This is a genomic window from Rhizobium sp. Leaf453 (assembly GCF_001425605.1).
Lineage (GTDB): Bacteria > Pseudomonadota > Alphaproteobacteria > Rhizobiales > Rhizobiaceae > Pararhizobium.
Map to the genome: position 1 here is coordinate 557304 of NZ_LMRG01000023.1, position 14749 is coordinate 572052.

13 protein-coding genes and 1 riboswitch are annotated in these 14749 nt (G+C 60.8%); of the genes, 8 read left to right on the plus strand and 5 right to left on the minus strand.

Translation table 11 applies throughout. From position 1 onward, the window contains the following. Positions 1-21 precede the first annotated feature (21 nt). On the plus strand, positions 22-1395 hold the full coding sequence (locus ASG68_RS20750; RefSeq protein ID WP_062580930.1) for a class II 3-deoxy-7-phosphoheptulonate synthase: 1374 nt from the start codon (positions 22-24) through the stop codon (positions 1393-1395). A 118-nt stretch (positions 1396-1513) separates the two neighbouring features. Beyond that, complete coding sequence (locus tag ASG68_RS20755) at positions 1514-1918, plus strand: GFA family protein (protein WP_062580931.1); 405 nt, start codon at positions 1514-1516, stop codon at positions 1916-1918. A 20-nt stretch (positions 1919-1938) separates the two neighbouring features. Here the strand turns inward: ASG68_RS20755 and ASG68_RS20760 are convergent, their stop codons facing one another. From ASG68_RS20760 to ASG68_RS20770, 3 genes are all read right to left on the minus strand, one after another. Continuing rightward, positions 1939-2757, minus strand: coding sequence for a hypothetical protein (locus tag ASG68_RS20760; RefSeq protein WP_244484292.1), 819 nt, complete (start codon positions 2755-2757; stop codon positions 1939-1941). Positions 2758-3150: 393 nt separating this feature from the next. Then, positions 3151-3702, minus strand: coding sequence for a DUF1003 domain-containing protein (locus ASG68_RS20765; RefSeq protein WP_062580583.1), 552 nt, complete (start codon positions 3700-3702; stop codon positions 3151-3153). A gap of 85 nt (positions 3703-3787) precedes the next feature. Beyond that, entirely contained in the window at positions 3788-5716 is a 1929-nt protein-coding gene (locus tag ASG68_RS20770; RefSeq protein ID WP_062580933.1) for an LTA synthase family protein, read from the minus strand. A 296-nt stretch (positions 5717-6012) separates the two neighbouring features. Between ASG68_RS20770 and ASG68_RS20775 the strand changes: the two genes are divergently transcribed. From ASG68_RS20775 to ASG68_RS20785, 3 genes are all read left to right on the plus strand, one after another. Continuing rightward, the gene (locus ASG68_RS20775; protein WP_062580587.1) at positions 6013-7692 is read left to right on the plus strand and encodes an NAD+ synthase; all 1680 of its coding nucleotides are present in this window, start codon (positions 6013-6015) and stop codon (positions 7690-7692) included. Between the two features lie 23 nt (positions 7693-7715). Next, complete coding sequence (locus ASG68_RS20780) at positions 7716-8555, plus strand: TolB family protein (RefSeq protein WP_062580590.1); 840 nt, start codon at positions 7716-7718, stop codon at positions 8553-8555. A gap of 105 nt (positions 8556-8660) precedes the next feature. Beyond that, a complete protein-coding gene (locus ASG68_RS20785) occupies positions 8661-9392 on the plus strand; it encodes an NYN domain-containing protein (RefSeq protein WP_210173832.1) in 732 nt (243 codons plus the stop codon). Between the two features lie 52 nt (positions 9393-9444). Here the strand turns inward: ASG68_RS20785 and ASG68_RS20790 are convergent, their stop codons facing one another. Next, a complete protein-coding gene (locus ASG68_RS20790; protein ID WP_062610072.1) occupies positions 9445-10488 on the minus strand; it encodes a LacI family DNA-binding transcriptional regulator in 1044 nt (347 codons plus the stop codon). A 105-nt stretch (positions 10489-10593) separates the two neighbouring features. Between ASG68_RS20790 and ASG68_RS20795 the strand changes: the two genes are divergently transcribed. The 3 genes from ASG68_RS20795 (at position 10594) to bluB (ending at position 13687) form a co-directional block, all read left to right on the plus strand. Continuing rightward, the gene (locus tag ASG68_RS20795) at positions 10594-11787 is read left to right on the plus strand and encodes a phytanoyl-CoA dioxygenase family protein (RefSeq protein ID WP_062580597.1); all 1194 of its coding nucleotides are present in this window, start codon (positions 10594-10596) and stop codon (positions 11785-11787) included. Between the two features lie 89 nt (positions 11788-11876). Continuing rightward, a complete protein-coding gene (locus ASG68_RS20800) occupies positions 11877-12698 on the plus strand; it encodes an SDR family oxidoreductase (RefSeq protein ID WP_062580600.1) in 822 nt (273 codons plus the stop codon). Between the two features lie 42 nt (positions 12699-12740). Beyond that, positions 12741-12951, plus strand: a riboswitch (cobalamin riboswitch). 43 nt (positions 12952-12994) lie between these two features. After that, the gene (gene bluB / locus ASG68_RS20805) at positions 12995-13687 is read left to right on the plus strand and encodes a 5,6-dimethylbenzimidazole synthase (RefSeq protein WP_062580602.1); all 693 of its coding nucleotides are present in this window, start codon (positions 12995-12997) and stop codon (positions 13685-13687) included. Here bluB and ASG68_RS20810 read toward each other — a convergent pair whose 3' ends face one another. Then, positions 13688-14710 (minus strand): DUF2865 domain-containing protein, encoded by a 1023-nt coding sequence (locus tag ASG68_RS20810; RefSeq protein WP_082478216.1) that lies wholly within the window; start codon positions 14708-14710, stop codon positions 13688-13690. Positions 14711-14749: the final 39 nt, after the last annotated feature.

Below are 14749 nucleotides of genomic sequence, written 5' to 3' on the forward strand. Positions count from 1 at the left end.
TGCAAGGAACAGGTGATCGACATGGCACAGAATTGGACCCCGAACAGCTGGCGGCAGAAGCCCATTCAGCAGGTTCCGGACTATCCGGATAGCGCAGCATTGGCCGCGACCGAGGCGCAGCTCGCGACCTATCCGCCGCTGGTCTTCGCAGGCGAAGCGCGCCGCCTGAAGAGCGCCCTTGCCAATGTTTCGGAAGGCCGCGGCTTCCTGCTGCAGGGCGGCGATTGCGCCGAAAGCTTCGCCGAGCATGGCGCCGACAATATCCGCGACTTCTTCCGCGCCTTCCTGCAGATGGCTGTTGCCCTGACCTTCGGCGCCCAGCAGCCGGTCGTCAAGATCGGCCGTATCGCCGGGCAGTTCGCCAAGCCGCGCTCATCCAACATCGAAAAGCAGGGCGACGTCGAGCTGCCGAGCTATCGCGGCGACATCATCAACGGCATCGAATTCACCGAGAAGGCTCGCGTGCCGGATCCGGAACGGCAGATCATGGCCTACCGCCAGTCGGCTGCGACGCTGAACCTGCTACGCGCTTTCGCTCAGGGCGGCTACGCCAATCTGGACAACGTTCATCAGTGGATGCTCGGCTTCGTCAAGGACAGCCCGCAGGCCGAACGTTATCGCAAGCTCGCCGACCGCATCTCCGAAACCATGGATTTCATGAAGGCGATCGGCATCACGCCGGAGAGCAATCCGAGCCTGCGCGAGACCGATTTCTTCACCAGCCACGAAGCCCTGCTGCTCGGCTACGAGCAGGCGCTTACCCGCGTCGACTCGACCTCCGGCGACTGGTACGCCACGTCGGGCCACATGATCTGGATCGGCGACCGCACCCGCCAGCCGGATCACGCCCATGTCGAATACTGCCGCGGCATCAAGAACCCGATCGGCCTGAAGTGCGGTCCTTCGCTGACCGGCGATGGCTTGCTCGAGCTTATCGACATCCTGAACCCGAACAACGAGGCCGGCCGTCTGACTCTGATCTGCCGCTTCGGTCACGACAAGGTCGCCGAGCATCTGCCGCGCCTGATCCGCGCCGTCGAGAAGGAAGGCCGCAAGGTCGTCTGGTCCTGCGACCCGATGCACGGCAACACGATCACGCTCAACAACTACAAGACCCGTCCGTTTGAGCGGATTCTGTCGGAAGTTGAAAGCTTCTTCCAGATCCACCGCGCCGAGGGCACGCATCCGGGCGGTATCCATATCGAGATGACCGGCAATGACGTCACGGAATGCACCGGTGGCGCGCGTGCGCTCTCCGGCGCCGATCTGGCCGACCGCTACCACACCCATTGCGATCCGCGCCTCAACGCCGATCAGGCTCTGGAACTGGCCTTCCTGCTCGCCGAGCGCATGAAGGGTGGCCGCGACGAAAAGCGGATGGTCGTCAACGGCTGATCAGCCTTGCTGACGCTTGATTGAGCGGATTGAAATTGACAGGACCGGGTCGGCTGAGGAAGCTGACCCGGTTTTTTCATGCCCGAATGCCGGGCCAACACAATATTCGGGGATCAAGATGGCGGACGAACATACGGGATCGTGCAATTGCGGAAGCGTTCGTTTTCGCACGCGTGGCCAATTGCGGGAGGTACTTTTCTGCCACTGCTCGCAGTGCCGCAAGCAGACCGGGCTTTACTATGCCGCGACCAACGTTCTCAACCGGGATATCGACATAGAGGGAGTGGACAACATCACCTGGTATCAGTCGAGTACCAGTGCGAGACGGGGGTTCTGCAAGATCTGTGGCTCGGCGCTGTTCTGGGCGGCGGACCGCCAGGATTATACGTCGATCATGGCAGGTGCATTCGACGGCCCGACTGGTCTCGATGCCGGCGTTCACATCTTCTGTGCTGACAAAGGGGATTTCTACGAGATCAACGATGACCTGCCCAGATTTGAGCAATGGAACGCTTCAGCTTGACCGGGTGCTGAACCGACGTGTCAAACCGACCGCGTTGAGGCCTCTTCCGCAGTGATGGATTGCACGGCGTTGCTATAGGCCTGATCAAGGGCGCTGAACTTGACGGCCTGCCAGCGCTGGTAATCCAGGATGAACGATGCAGCCGCCAGAACGGTCTTGCGTGTGCCTCTACCTTGCTGGATCACGATTGATCCGAGCTCCTCCGCACGGCCAAAGAGCCTTCGCACATGGGTGCGCGACAGCGAGTAGTGGGTGGACAGCTCGGAGAAGCGTAGGCCTTCGACCCGGTGATAGCCATCTTCCGGCGTCAGGTTGACCAGCCGCGAGACGAAATCGTCGAGGATAAGCCCGCCATATTCCGTCCAGACGAAGCAGGAGATGCTAAGCGGCGGTTCGCGCCAGGACCGGTCGGCGATCAGCCGCGCGGCGGCGATCGGTTGAGCGCGCAGGAAAATTTCCGGATTGGCCTCGAGCATCTCGACACGGTTGCTCCGATCCAGAAGGTCGAGGCTGCGCATCTGGCCCCGAAACCAAAGGCCCATAGCCTCGTGGCTGGCTTCCGTCGGCTCCAGCGGGCGACTGCGTTTGCTGGTGCTGCCGGGAACGTCACGGACGAGTTTGTAGGCCAGCAATTCGGAGAGGAAGGCGGTTGCCGTGTTGCGGCTCGCCGCGCCGAAATCGATGATCGTGTCGAGCAGCCTTGCTGCGGTGATCCCGGAGAGCGGATCAGCCGGATCGCGCCGCAGGTGCAATGCATAGGCGGCCTGTGTCAGCAGCCATTTTTGCTGGGCGGAAACCAGACGGGCGGTTCGCGGAAACCGGTCATAGAGTTCGATCATATGCCGTGCGCCCATTTGAAGGACGCCGAGGAACGCCGGGTTGGCAACCAACGCGTCCGCTTCCGGGTTTGGTCCCGAATCTGCGATGGTTGAGCGCGTTGGGCCGGTCATTGATGTATCGAAAGTCCGATGGATGCGAGAATCAGTAAAATGCCGATCCAAGTTATGTCGCCGGGCAGACGCCCGCTGTCCATCTTTTGTTGCATCGATGATGCTCACTCATCGGACGGATTGTCCTAAAAGCGCACGTCGCAATCTTTCAGGTTCGCTTCCCGTGCTCTAGCCCTTTGTTTTTGCGCTTGTCTTCATCGCGAAACCTGTGCTCACTTTCGGGAGGCACGCTGTAGCACCCACTCGGGGAATGCCGGGTAACAAGATTGTGTTTCAGGCGGTTCAGGACTGTGGATTGTCGGTTCCCCTGTAACGCTCCAGCTGTGCATGCAGGCGACCGACATCGGCGCGCAGTTCCGCGATCTCGCGCAGCAGCACGGTGTCAATCTTGTGATGCAGGGAAATCAGCTCGACCTCGGACTTGAGGTTGACCTCATAATCCTTGGACGCGTCGAACCGGTCCTTCATCGCCTGCCGGTTCTGCGACATCATGATGATCGGTGCCTGCAGTGCGGCAATCATCGACAGGAGCAGATTGAGGAAGATGAACGGGTAGGGGTCGAAGGCATCCTGCATCAGCAGGATCGTGTTCGCGGTCGTCCAGACGGTCAGGAAGATGATGAAGCCGATGATGAAGCCCCAGGAACCGCCGACCCTCGCGATGCCGTCGGCCAAACGGTCGCCGAAGCTCTGGCTTGCCACGAAAGCCGCGTTGGTATCCTCCGACAGGATCTTGCGCTCTTTCGCCTTATGCAGCACGCGCTGTTCGACAGCACCGAGTTCCGCGCTGGTCTTACCAAAGAGATTATGAGCGATTTCATCGAGATGCGACATGGATGGGCTCCGTCCTGAACGTCGCTCTTTCTAGCCCATGCGATGCTGTGGGTGAAACGCCCTCTGCGGGCGTTTCATACGTTTTCTACATCGCTGCCGGGAAAAGGTCGGAATGGGATTCGAAGAACCGTTCCGTGCCGTAGCGCTTTCCGAACATCATGTCGTGCTGCAGGAAACGATAGTCGCGGATCAGCGACGGTGTTGTCTTCTGCCGCGACCATGCGGCGGTCTCCTTGCCCTTGGCATCGACGAGCATATAGCGGTCGATGACATGGTACTTGTCGAAGACGTTGCCGAGGAAGCCGGTATAGTAGGGATGCTCGAAGCCGCCCTGCTTGAGGATCTGGTAGGACAGGAAGGCCGGGCTGATCGTGCCGATATCCTTGACCGGGCCGGTCTTGTTCGACCAGACGACCAGTGGCGTTTCGTGCTGCGCCTTCATCTGCTCCAGCGAGCCCTTCCGCGATGCCGTGACGTCATTCATGAAGCCGGTGTTCGGATAGACGGTGTTGAGCGGCGGCAGATGATCGCCGAAGAGAACGACGATCGTCTCGCGGTCGCGTTCCTTGGCCCAGTCCATCAGCATCTTCAGGCTGTCATCGGCTTCCTTGATGCCCTGCGCATAGGTGGCCAGCACCTGGCGATCCACCTCCGGCAGATTGCCTTCGACCTTGATCGTGTTCTTGGCGTAGCGGTTTGCCTCATAGGGGCCATGGCCCTGCAGGGTCACCGTGAAGAAGAAGAACGGATCGCGCAGTTGATCGGCTTGGCGGATGATTTCCTTGGTCAGCGATTCATCGGATGCAAAGATGCCGCGCTTCTGCATGACGGGCATGTTTTCTTCCGACTTGAACTGTTCGAAGCCGAAGGCCTTGTAGACGGCGCTGCGGTTCCAGAACCACTTCTGGAACGGGTGCACGGCGCGCGCGACATAACCTTCGCCGCGGAAGAAGGTCGCCAGCGACGGGATCGGATTGCGGATATACTGCTGATAGGGAATGCTGCCATAGGGCAGGAATGCGTTGGAGAAGCCCGTCAGCGCCTCGAACTCGACATTGGCGGTCATGCCGCCAAATTCCGGCGAGAAGACGTTACCCGACTGCATGGCGCGGATCGTCGGCATCGGATCGGGCGAGAGCTTGACGTTGGGAAGGCGCGTCGGATCCCAGAAGGATTCGCTCATCAGCACAATGACATCGGGCTTGCCGCGATGCGTCGTGCCGGCCGGAACCGGCTTGACCGGGATCGTGTCGATCGCATCCGACATGTAGCCGGCAGGCGCGGTGACGTTCGCCATCGGCAGGTTCAGGGCAAAGGCCATCAGGAAGCCGTTGTGGCGATAGTTCTCCGTCTGGTCCCACATGATCGGGATGACCTGCAGGCGGTCGCGCACCCAGGAGAAATTGTTGTAGTCCATGATGTGGTAGAAGAAGCCGAGAAGCGGTAGGGCAACGGCCAGCCGCGCCAGCCGCTGGCGGCGGGTCAGCACGGGGAAGCGGCGCCAGGCGAAACGGACGAGCCAGGCCAGCGCCACCAGTGCGATGATGATGCCGACCACGACGCCCACGAAGGTCCACGGGCGATCCTTGATGAGGACCGGCATCAGTTCCATGATCTGGCGGCCGAACAGAAAGTCGGTCGGGTAAAGCGGGTCGGACAGGAAGATCTGCTTCTGATGGCTGACCAGCGCCGGGATCAGCGCCAGTGGCGCGATCAGGATGACGCCGTAATTTTCACGCGAAAAGACTGCATCGAGCGCGATGAAGAGCAGGAAGAAGACGCCGATCGTCGTCCAGGCCGGGCGGGCTGGATCGAGGAAGAAAGACACGACTTCCGCAATGGAGTCACGGGCGATCCACTCTACAATAAAAATCATGGCTATAGAGAAGAGCAGCGTGACCGACAGGCGGCGTGCGAAGGACAGTGCCTTGCGGGAGCGCGCGCCCGTGCCGATCTGCGGGACATAGACATCGGAAACGCTGACCGCGGTTACTGCCGATTCAAAACTGGCCAAGGCCGTCTCCAATTTTCACAAAACTTTCGTAAGGGTGTCATACAGATGTCATCTTGAACGCAAGATGAATAAGTCAAGCAGGGCGAGTTACCCACTGCGCAACAAACACATGGAAGCCCTGCCGCGGCTGGGTTTTGCGTGTGCCGGAAAAGAATCCGGGTAAGGGTCTGCGGGGTGTTGCGGCGATTTTTTTCTGTTTCGGCAGTGGCTAAACGGGTATTTTTGCGAGGAATACGCTAAACAGCTTTGCGGGTGCCGCCGCATCCGCGAATGCAGATTTAAGCACAGGCCTGTTCATGACCGCGCAAAAGATGATTTCCAATACGCTCCGCATCGCCGTTGCACAGCTCAACCCGACTGTGGGCGATGTTGCCGGCAACCTTGCCAAGGCCCGCGACGCGCGCGCCGATGCAGCGCGCAGCGGCGCTGACCTGCTGCTGCTGACGGAACTGTTCATCTCAGGCTATCCGCCGGAGGATCTGGTCTTAAAGCCGGCTTTCCTAAATGCCTGCCAGAAGGCGGTCGATGCGCTGGCCGCCGATACGGCCGATGGCGGGCCGGGTGTTATCATTGGCTATCCGCGTCAAGGCGAAACGGGGCGGCACAATTCGGTGGCTGTCCTTGATGATGGCCGGGTCCTCGTCGTCCGCGACAAGATCGACCTGCCGAACTATGGCGAGTTTGACGAGAAGCGTGTTTTCACCGAAGGCGCCATGCCGGGTCCGGTCAATTTCCGCGGCGTGCGGCTCGGTATCCCGATCTGTGAGGAAATCTGGAACGACATGGGCATCTGCGAGACGCTGGCGGAGAGCGGCGCGGAAATCCTGCTCGTTCCCAATGGTTCGCCCTATTATCGCGGCAAGGTTGATGTTCGCCATCAGGTCGTGCTGCGGCAGGTGATCGAGACCGGCCTGCCGCTGCTGTTCGCCAACCAGCTTGGCGGGCAGGATGAGCTTGTCTTCGACGGAGCTAGCTTCGCCTTCAACGCCGACAAGACACTCGCCTTCCAGATGAGCCAGTTCGAGGAGAGCATCTCCATTTCCGAATGGCACCGGACCGGCGACGGCTGGGTCTGCCGGAAGGGGCTGATGTCACGGCTGCCTGAGCAGGAGGAGGCGGACTATCGCGCCTGCATGCTGGGCTTCCGGGATTACGTCAACAAGAACGGCTTCAAGAATGTGGTGCTCGGCCTGTCCGGCGGTATCGACTCGGCCATCTGCGCGGCGCTCGCGGTCGATGCACTGGGTGAGGAGAGGGTGCGCACCGTCATGCTACCCTACCGTTACACCTCATCGGATTCGTTCAAGGACGCCGAGGATTGCGCCAAGGCGCTCGGCTGCCGCTATGACATCATCCCGATCGAGGAGCCCGTGCAGGGCTTCCTCAGCGCGCTGTCGGAAACCTTCGAGGGGACCGAGAGCGGCATTACCGAGGAAAACCTGCAGAGCCGGACGCGCGGCACGATCCTGATGGCGCTGTCCAACAAGTTCGGCTCGATGGTTGTGACAACCGGCAACAAGTCGGAAATGTCTGTGGGATATGCAACGCTCTACGGCGACATGAACGGCGGCTTCAATCCGATCAAGGACCTCTACAAGATGCAGGTCTACGGCCTGTCGCGCTGGCGTAACACGACCGTGCCGCCGGGTGCGCTCGGCCCGTCCGGCGAGGTCATCCCGAAGAACATCATCGACAAGGCGCCTTCGGCAGAACTGCGCCCCAACCAGACGGACCAGGATTCGCTTCCTCCCTATCCGGTGCTCGACGATATCCTTGAATGCCTGGTCGAAAAGGAGATGGGCACGGAGGAGATTGTCGGGCGTGGGCACGACGAGGTAACCGTGCACCGGATCGAGCACCTGCTCTATATCGCCGAATACAAGCGCCGCCAGTCGGCACCGGGTGTGAAGATCACCAAGAAGAACTTCGGCCGCGACCGTCGTTATCCGATCACCAACCGGTTCCGCGACCGATAGACATTCGAAATTTGGGGGAAAGCATGCGCAGTTCGGTGGAAATCTACACGCTCGAAACCGGCAGCAGCCGCGTCGTCTGGCAAACAGAGCAACTCGTCGAAGCCCCGAATTGGTCGCCGGACGGACAATCCCTTGTGATCAACGGCGACGGACTTCTTTACCGGCTACCGCTCTCCGGCGGAGAGCCCGTGCTGATCGACACCGGCCTTGCGCGTGAATGCAACAACGACCACGGCATTTCGCCGGATGGCCGGGCCATCGTCATCAGCGACAAGGCAGAATTCGGCGCTTCGACCATCTACACGCTGCCGGCGACCGGCGGCACACCGAAGCTTGTGACACAGAACCGGCCGTCCTACTGGCACGGCTGGTCGCCGGACGGCGCGACGCTTGCCTATTGCGGTATCCGTGACAAGCTGTTCGACATCTACACGATCCCGGTCGAGGGCGGCGAGGAAACCCGACTGACCTTCGGTGAAGGCCGCAATGATGGGCCGGACTACAGCCCCGATGGCCATTGGATCTATTTCAACTCCAGCCGCACTGGCCGCATGCAGATCTGGCGCATCCGTCCGGATGGTTCCAATGTCGAGAGAATCACCTACAGCGAGTTCGGCGACTGGTTTCCACATCCATCGCCCGACGGCCGGCGCTTGCTGGTGCTCTCCTATGATGGCGACGTCTTCGATCACCCGCGGGACCTTGATGTCCGTTTGCGCCTGATGGATCCGGATGGAGGCAATGCCCGCGTGCTGTTCGAACTGTTCGGCGGGCAAGGCACCATCAACGTCCCCAACTGGTCGCCCGACGGTACGGAATTCGCCTTCGTGCGTTACGAAGCGGAAAAGTCGCAGTCGAACTAATCCCGGAAGGGTGCATTAACGACATCGCCTGATAGTTGTGTTCGCTCACTTGCGTGCCGAATTGCCCGTTCCCATTCTTTCCAGGAGCTTGGGAGCGAACAGATGATGCAATCGCGTGTGGCAATCCTTATCGACGCAGAAAACCTGGCTGCAACGAATGCGGCGCAAATTTTCAGTATTGCCGCGTCCTACGGCATGTCCGTCCTGCGGCGCTCTTACGGTGATTTCGCGAAAGGTGCTGGAGCCACCTGGCTCGAGAAGGCATCCCTGCATGCGGTCGATACGGTGCAGGTATGCAGTCCGGCCAAAGGCAAAAATTCCAGTGATATGCGGATGACGATCGATGCCGTCGAGATTTCCGCGGCAGGCCGTGCCGATACCTTCTGTCTCGTATCCGGCGATGCCGATTTTACGCCGCTTGCGGTCTATCTTCGCGGTGCTGGCAAGCAGGTGATTGGTCTCGGCTGTGAAAACGCGTCCCGATCCTTCCAGCAAAGTTGCGACGCTTTTCATGTCATCAATCTGTCCGCAAACGCGAGCCAGGCGAAAAACCAGAGCCAGTCAGCAAAGCCGCCCTCTGTTGCGCCAACAACGTCTTTGTTGCCGCTCGTTCAGGATGCGATACGGTTGCTTGGTGACGAGGTAAAGGGCGGCTGGATTTCGCTTGGCAGGCTGGGGGCTGCCTTGCGGGTGTCGGGACCCGGGTTTCAACTCAAGCACTACGGTGGTGCTTCGCTGAAGAAGGTGCTGGCAAAAGAACCTGCACTGGAACTGGCAATACGCGATACCGGTGATTTCGTGCGCGTCCGGCCAAGGATCGCTTTCATTTCGGCGTGATGAAGAGTTCGATTGGAGCAGCTCTCTGCTACCGAGCAGGCTGCCTGAGCTTTCAACCCGCGTGAGCTGGAATGTTATAAGGCGTGATCACTTCGACAGCCGAAAGTGATGGCATGCTGGCTGCGGCGAGCGCGTTCGGCTGCCCTGTTGCCTTCCTGGTCATGATTGCCCGAAACGCGGTGCGGACATCCGTTTTCAGGTCATGATGCAGCACATAATGGATCTGGCGTGACTTGAGCAGGTCCAGATTGGTGGCGTCGAGATCGTGCGCAACGAAAACCGCGCAGCGAAGGCCGGCCGCGCCGAAGGCCGCAAGCACAGCGCGGTTGCCGCCGCCGATCGAATAGACCGCGTCGATCGCGGGATTGGCCGAGAGTGCCTGTGCGGCAAGGGCGCCGGTCGCCGCATCACGGCCAAGACCCTCGCTGATTTCGACGAGGCTGACCGACGGATAGCGCTCGCGGATCGTGCGGCGAAAACCGATCTCGCGTTCCTCCTCACCGCGAAACCGGCTGCTCGACAGGGTGACGAGCACGGTTGCACTCTGCCCGGCAAAGCGCTCGCCGATGAGGTAGGCGGCGGTTTCGCCGGCAGCGCGGTTGTCGGCACCGGCATAGGCGGTGCGTGGGGCATTCGGCAGATCGGTCACCAACGTCACGACCGGGATGCCGGCCGCCTCCAGCCGCGCGACGGCGGCGCTGATGTCCGGTACGTCAGGCGCCTTCAGCACGATACCATCCGTGCCGCGCAGGCGGATGCGATCGAGAAGCTGGACGATCTCCTGCGGCCGCATGGATTCGGCAAAATGAAAGCGGCAGCGAAAGACCGTTGGCAGGAAGGTCGCGTTCTCACTCTCGAAGGCGGCGCGTACCGCGTCGGTGAAACGGTCCGGCGCTTCCATGATCACGTCGATGCCGAATTTTCGCCCTTGGATTTCGACGCCGGCCTGCTGTTTCTCCAGTTCTCGGATCGCGGCATGGACCCTTGATGCCGTCTGTTTTCGCACGCCGTCGCGGCCATGGAGGACGCGGTCGACCGTGGCGATGCTGAGGCCAGCCTGAAAGGCGATGTCCTTGACCAGAAATTCGTGCGCCACGCAGTCACCTTTCTGAGGTGTTTTTGATGTTTTTCTGCTCTATATCAGCTTTTCCCGGCGCGTATAGTTCTCTCATCGAATATCAAACGCCGGGAGGAAAACGGCATGAAAACCGACAATTTGCTGAAACTGCGCGCCGATCGTGTCTGGCTGACGGAGGCCGCCTGCGATCTCGACGACTTCCGCACGGAAGCCGAACGCACGACGCAACTGAGCGACTATCCGCATGCGACGGCGGTCGAGAAGAACGTGCTGATCTATGACGGTGCGAGTGTCCTGAAGGCGGCCGCGACGACCGAAGGCCGGCGCGCCGTTCTCGCCGAAATCTGCGAGGCTTTCGCCACCGGTCCCGGCGTCGTCGTGCTCAAGAAAGCGTTCGAGGATACCTCGGTGATCGATGCGGCGAGCGCCATCTTCGACGAGATCATCAACGAGCAGCATCGGACGAACAGCGGTGGCGGCGACCATTTCGCCAAGCCGGGTGCCAATGACCGCATCTGGAATTCACTGGAAAAGCATTGCCTGAAGGATCCGGAAAACTTCGCCGCCTATTATGGCAATGCACTGATCGCACTTGTCAGCGAAGCGTGGCTCGGCCCGAGCTACCAGATGACGGCGCAGGTCAATCGGGTCAATCCGGGTGGAGCGGCGCAATCGGCGCACCGCGACTATCACCTCGGCTTCCAGAGTTCGGCGGTGATCGAGCAGTTTCCGGCCCATGTGCACCGGCTGTCGCCGGTCCTGACGCTGCAAGGCGCGGTCGCCCATTGCGACATGCCGCTCGAAAGCGGGCCGACGCTGTTCCTGCCCTATAGCCAGACCTACGTGCCCGGGTACCTTGCTCTGAAACGCCAGGAATTCCGCGATTATTTCGACCGCAACCATGTGCAGCTGCCGCTGTCGAAGGGCGATCTGGTGTTCTTCAATCCGGCGCTGTTTCATGCTGCCGGTACCAATCGCTCTGAAGGTATCAAGCGCGTGGCGAACCTTCTGCAGGTCTCCTCGGCCTTCGGTCGGGCAATGGAGACGGTCAACCGCGAGCGGATGAGCGGGACACTGTATCCGGCGCTGAAGGCGATGTTGGCCGATGGACGCCTGACGGAAGCCGAGGCTGCCTGCGCTATCGCGTCCTGCGCGGAAGGCTATTCCTTCCCGACCAATCTCGACCGCGATCCGCCGCTCGGCGGGCTGGCGCCGAAGACACAGGCGCAACTGATGCATGAAGCGCTGGCCGCTGGCTGGGACACGGCTGCATTCAGCGCGGCGCGGGCGGCTCAGTCCGAGAAGAAGCTGAGCTGACCCCGAAAACAACCCGCATTTCAAGCTTCCGCCCGGCAACCGGGTGGAAGCTTTGTGCGTTGTCACGATAAGAAAATGGAGGACTGAAAATGAGCAAGGATCACGGCCGTCTTGACGGCAAGATCGCAATCGTCACCGGTGGAACACAGGGGCTTGGAGCGACAATTGCCACCCTGTTTGCAGAACGCGGCGCCGCCGGTATCGTGATCTGCGGGCGCAATGCCACTAAGGGGGAGGCCAAGGCCGCGGAGATTCAGAAGGCGACCGGAACCCGGGTCGTCTATGTCCAGGCGGATTTGGAGCAGGTGGCGGATGCCGCCAAGGTGGTTGCTGCCTGCGACAGAGAGTTTGGTCGCGTCGATGCCTTGGTGAACGCGGCTGCGATCACCGATCGCGGCACGATCATCGATACCAGCCCGGAACTGTTCGACCGCATGTTCGCCGTCAACGTCCGCGCACCGTTCTTCCTGATGCAGGAAGCGATCAAGGTCATGCGCCGGGAGAAGATCGAGGGCACGATCGTCAATATCGGCTCGATGTCGGCCAAGGCCGGCCAGCCTTTCATTTCCGCCTACTGTGCCTCCAAGGGGGCGCTGGAGACGCTGACCAAGAACACGGCCTATGCGGTCCTGCGCAATCGCATCCGGGTCAACGGTCTCAATATCGGCTGGATGGCGTCGGAAGGCGAGGACCGGATCCAGCGGGAATTCCATGGCGCGGCGAACGACTGGCTGGAAAAAGCCGCCGCCAGCCAGCCGTTCGGACGTCTTGTCGATCCAGCCGAAGTGGCACGCGCCTGCGCCTATCTGTCGTCGGATGAATCGGGATTGATGACTGGCTCGGTGATCTGCTTTGACCAGTCGATCTGGGGCGCCTATGACGGTTCGCCGCATCCGGAAGCGGCCATGTAACATCACCTTGGCGGGCTGTCTTGCATTCGGCAGCCCGCCATGCGCATATCTCCACTGTCAGGTGCCTGCGAAAGCGGGAGAATCGGGAATCCGGTGAAAATCCGGGACGTGCCCAACGCTGTAACGGGGACGATCTTGCAAGGGAACCTTGAATGTTTGCAGGTTTCTGCCACTGAATCCTCAACGGATTTGGGAAGGGTGCAAAGTCGGGTGATCCGCAGTCAGAAGACCGGCCTGACGAGATAGACCAAACCCGCGCGGACGGCGGGAGGTTTCGCATTGTTGGGGATCGAACGATGCAACCTGAACCGCAAGACCGCCTTGTGAGGGCGGACGCATTTTCATCGGAAGAGCGTGCTGCCGTCTACCGCGCCATCGAAACCCGCCGCGACGTGCGCGACCAGTTTCTGCCCAAACCTCTGCCAGATGATGTGATTGTGAGACTTCTGGCGGCTGCGCACAACGCGCCATCGGTCGGCTTCATGCAGCCCTGGAATTTCATCGTCGTCCGCGATGAGGAAAAACGCTCCGCTGCGCACCGGGCCTTCCAGCGTGCCAATGAGGAGGCGGCGCTGATGTTCGAAGGTCCGGCGCGTGACACCTACCGGTCTCTGAAGCTCGAGGGCATCCGCAAGGCGCCGGTCAGCATCTGCGTGACCTGCGACCCGACCCGCGCCGGCAAGGTTGTCCTTGGCCGCACTCACAATCCGCGCATGGACGCGTTCTCGACAGTATGCGCCGTGCAGAACCTCTGGCTGGCGGCGCGTGCCGAAGGGGTCGGTGTCGGTTGGGTCAGCATCTTCCATGAGCGGGATATCAAGGCGGTGCTGGGTATTCCCGATCATATCGAGATCATCGCCTGGCTGTGCCTCGGTTATGTCGATACGCTCTATTCGGAGCCGGAACTGGCCGTCAAGGGCTGGCGTCAGCGTTTGCCGCTGGACGAGCTCGTGTTCAACGACGCCTGGGGTGTTCGGCCTGATGAATGATCAGTTGGTCTGCTGCGGCTGGTAGCCGGGACCGGTCGGATGGCGCAGGTCGATTGCGCTTTCCTGCGAGGGCAGGAAGCTCGGCCCGACCACCCGAACCTTGCTGTTGGCCGGATCATAGGGTCGATCCACCACGATACTCTTCGGGATCTGCTTTTCGGGCGGTTTGCGTGTGGTGATGATGACGATACCGCTGCCATCATCCATCGTGCTCTGGTTCGTCGCCGTCTGACCGATCGGAGAACAGCCGCACTGGCCGGGCTGGCTCAAGTCTCGGGTCTTGTAGGCAAAGGCTGTCGGCATGTCCGCATACGGTTCGCCGGTCGCGGCAGAGACCATCTGGTCCGTCTCTTCGGTGGCAAGCGCGTGGTAATAAAGCGCGGTTTCCGCTCCCGGGCAGCGTCGCTGACAGGTTTCAGCATCCCGCTGGAAATCCGCAGGGCTTGCATTGGACGAAATCGGAAAAAAGGCTCCATCGCAGGTGCGCACACAAAGCGTGCGCAGGTTGCCCTCGTAGTCGCCGGAAAGTCCGGTGATGTCCGTCAAGCCGGAACTGCCGCGTAACGCCGGATAGTCTTCTCCCATCGGGGGCAGGTCGCTCAGGATGTTGCGGTGTGTCTCCGGCTCCTCGGCTGCTGCCTTCAGAACGTCCTCCTGCTCCTCGAAGCAGCCGTTGACATCGAGCGCGGCCATGATGCGGCGGCGGTTGATCTCGCTGTCACCGCCCGAAACCAGATATTCGCGCCGCGCCTTCAGCGTCTGGAGGTTCATCTCCATCTGCGAAATATCGGTGCTGAGGTTCTCGCAGGCCTCTTCATTCGGGTCGCCGACGATGATCACGCTGCCTGTGCTGCATCCCAGGCGCCGGCGCTCGCCGCGTGCCTTGCGCAGATCGAGGTTCTGGCGGGAGATCGCGCCGGTATAATCACGAAGATTGGCGTTTGACGCGATGATCTTGGGCAGGCTCGACAGGCGCGCATTCAGTCGTTCGCACACGGCCGAGGCATCGGCGGTGGTCGTCATGACCAGCAGAAGCGGCGCAAGAAAAGCCGCGAAGCGGAC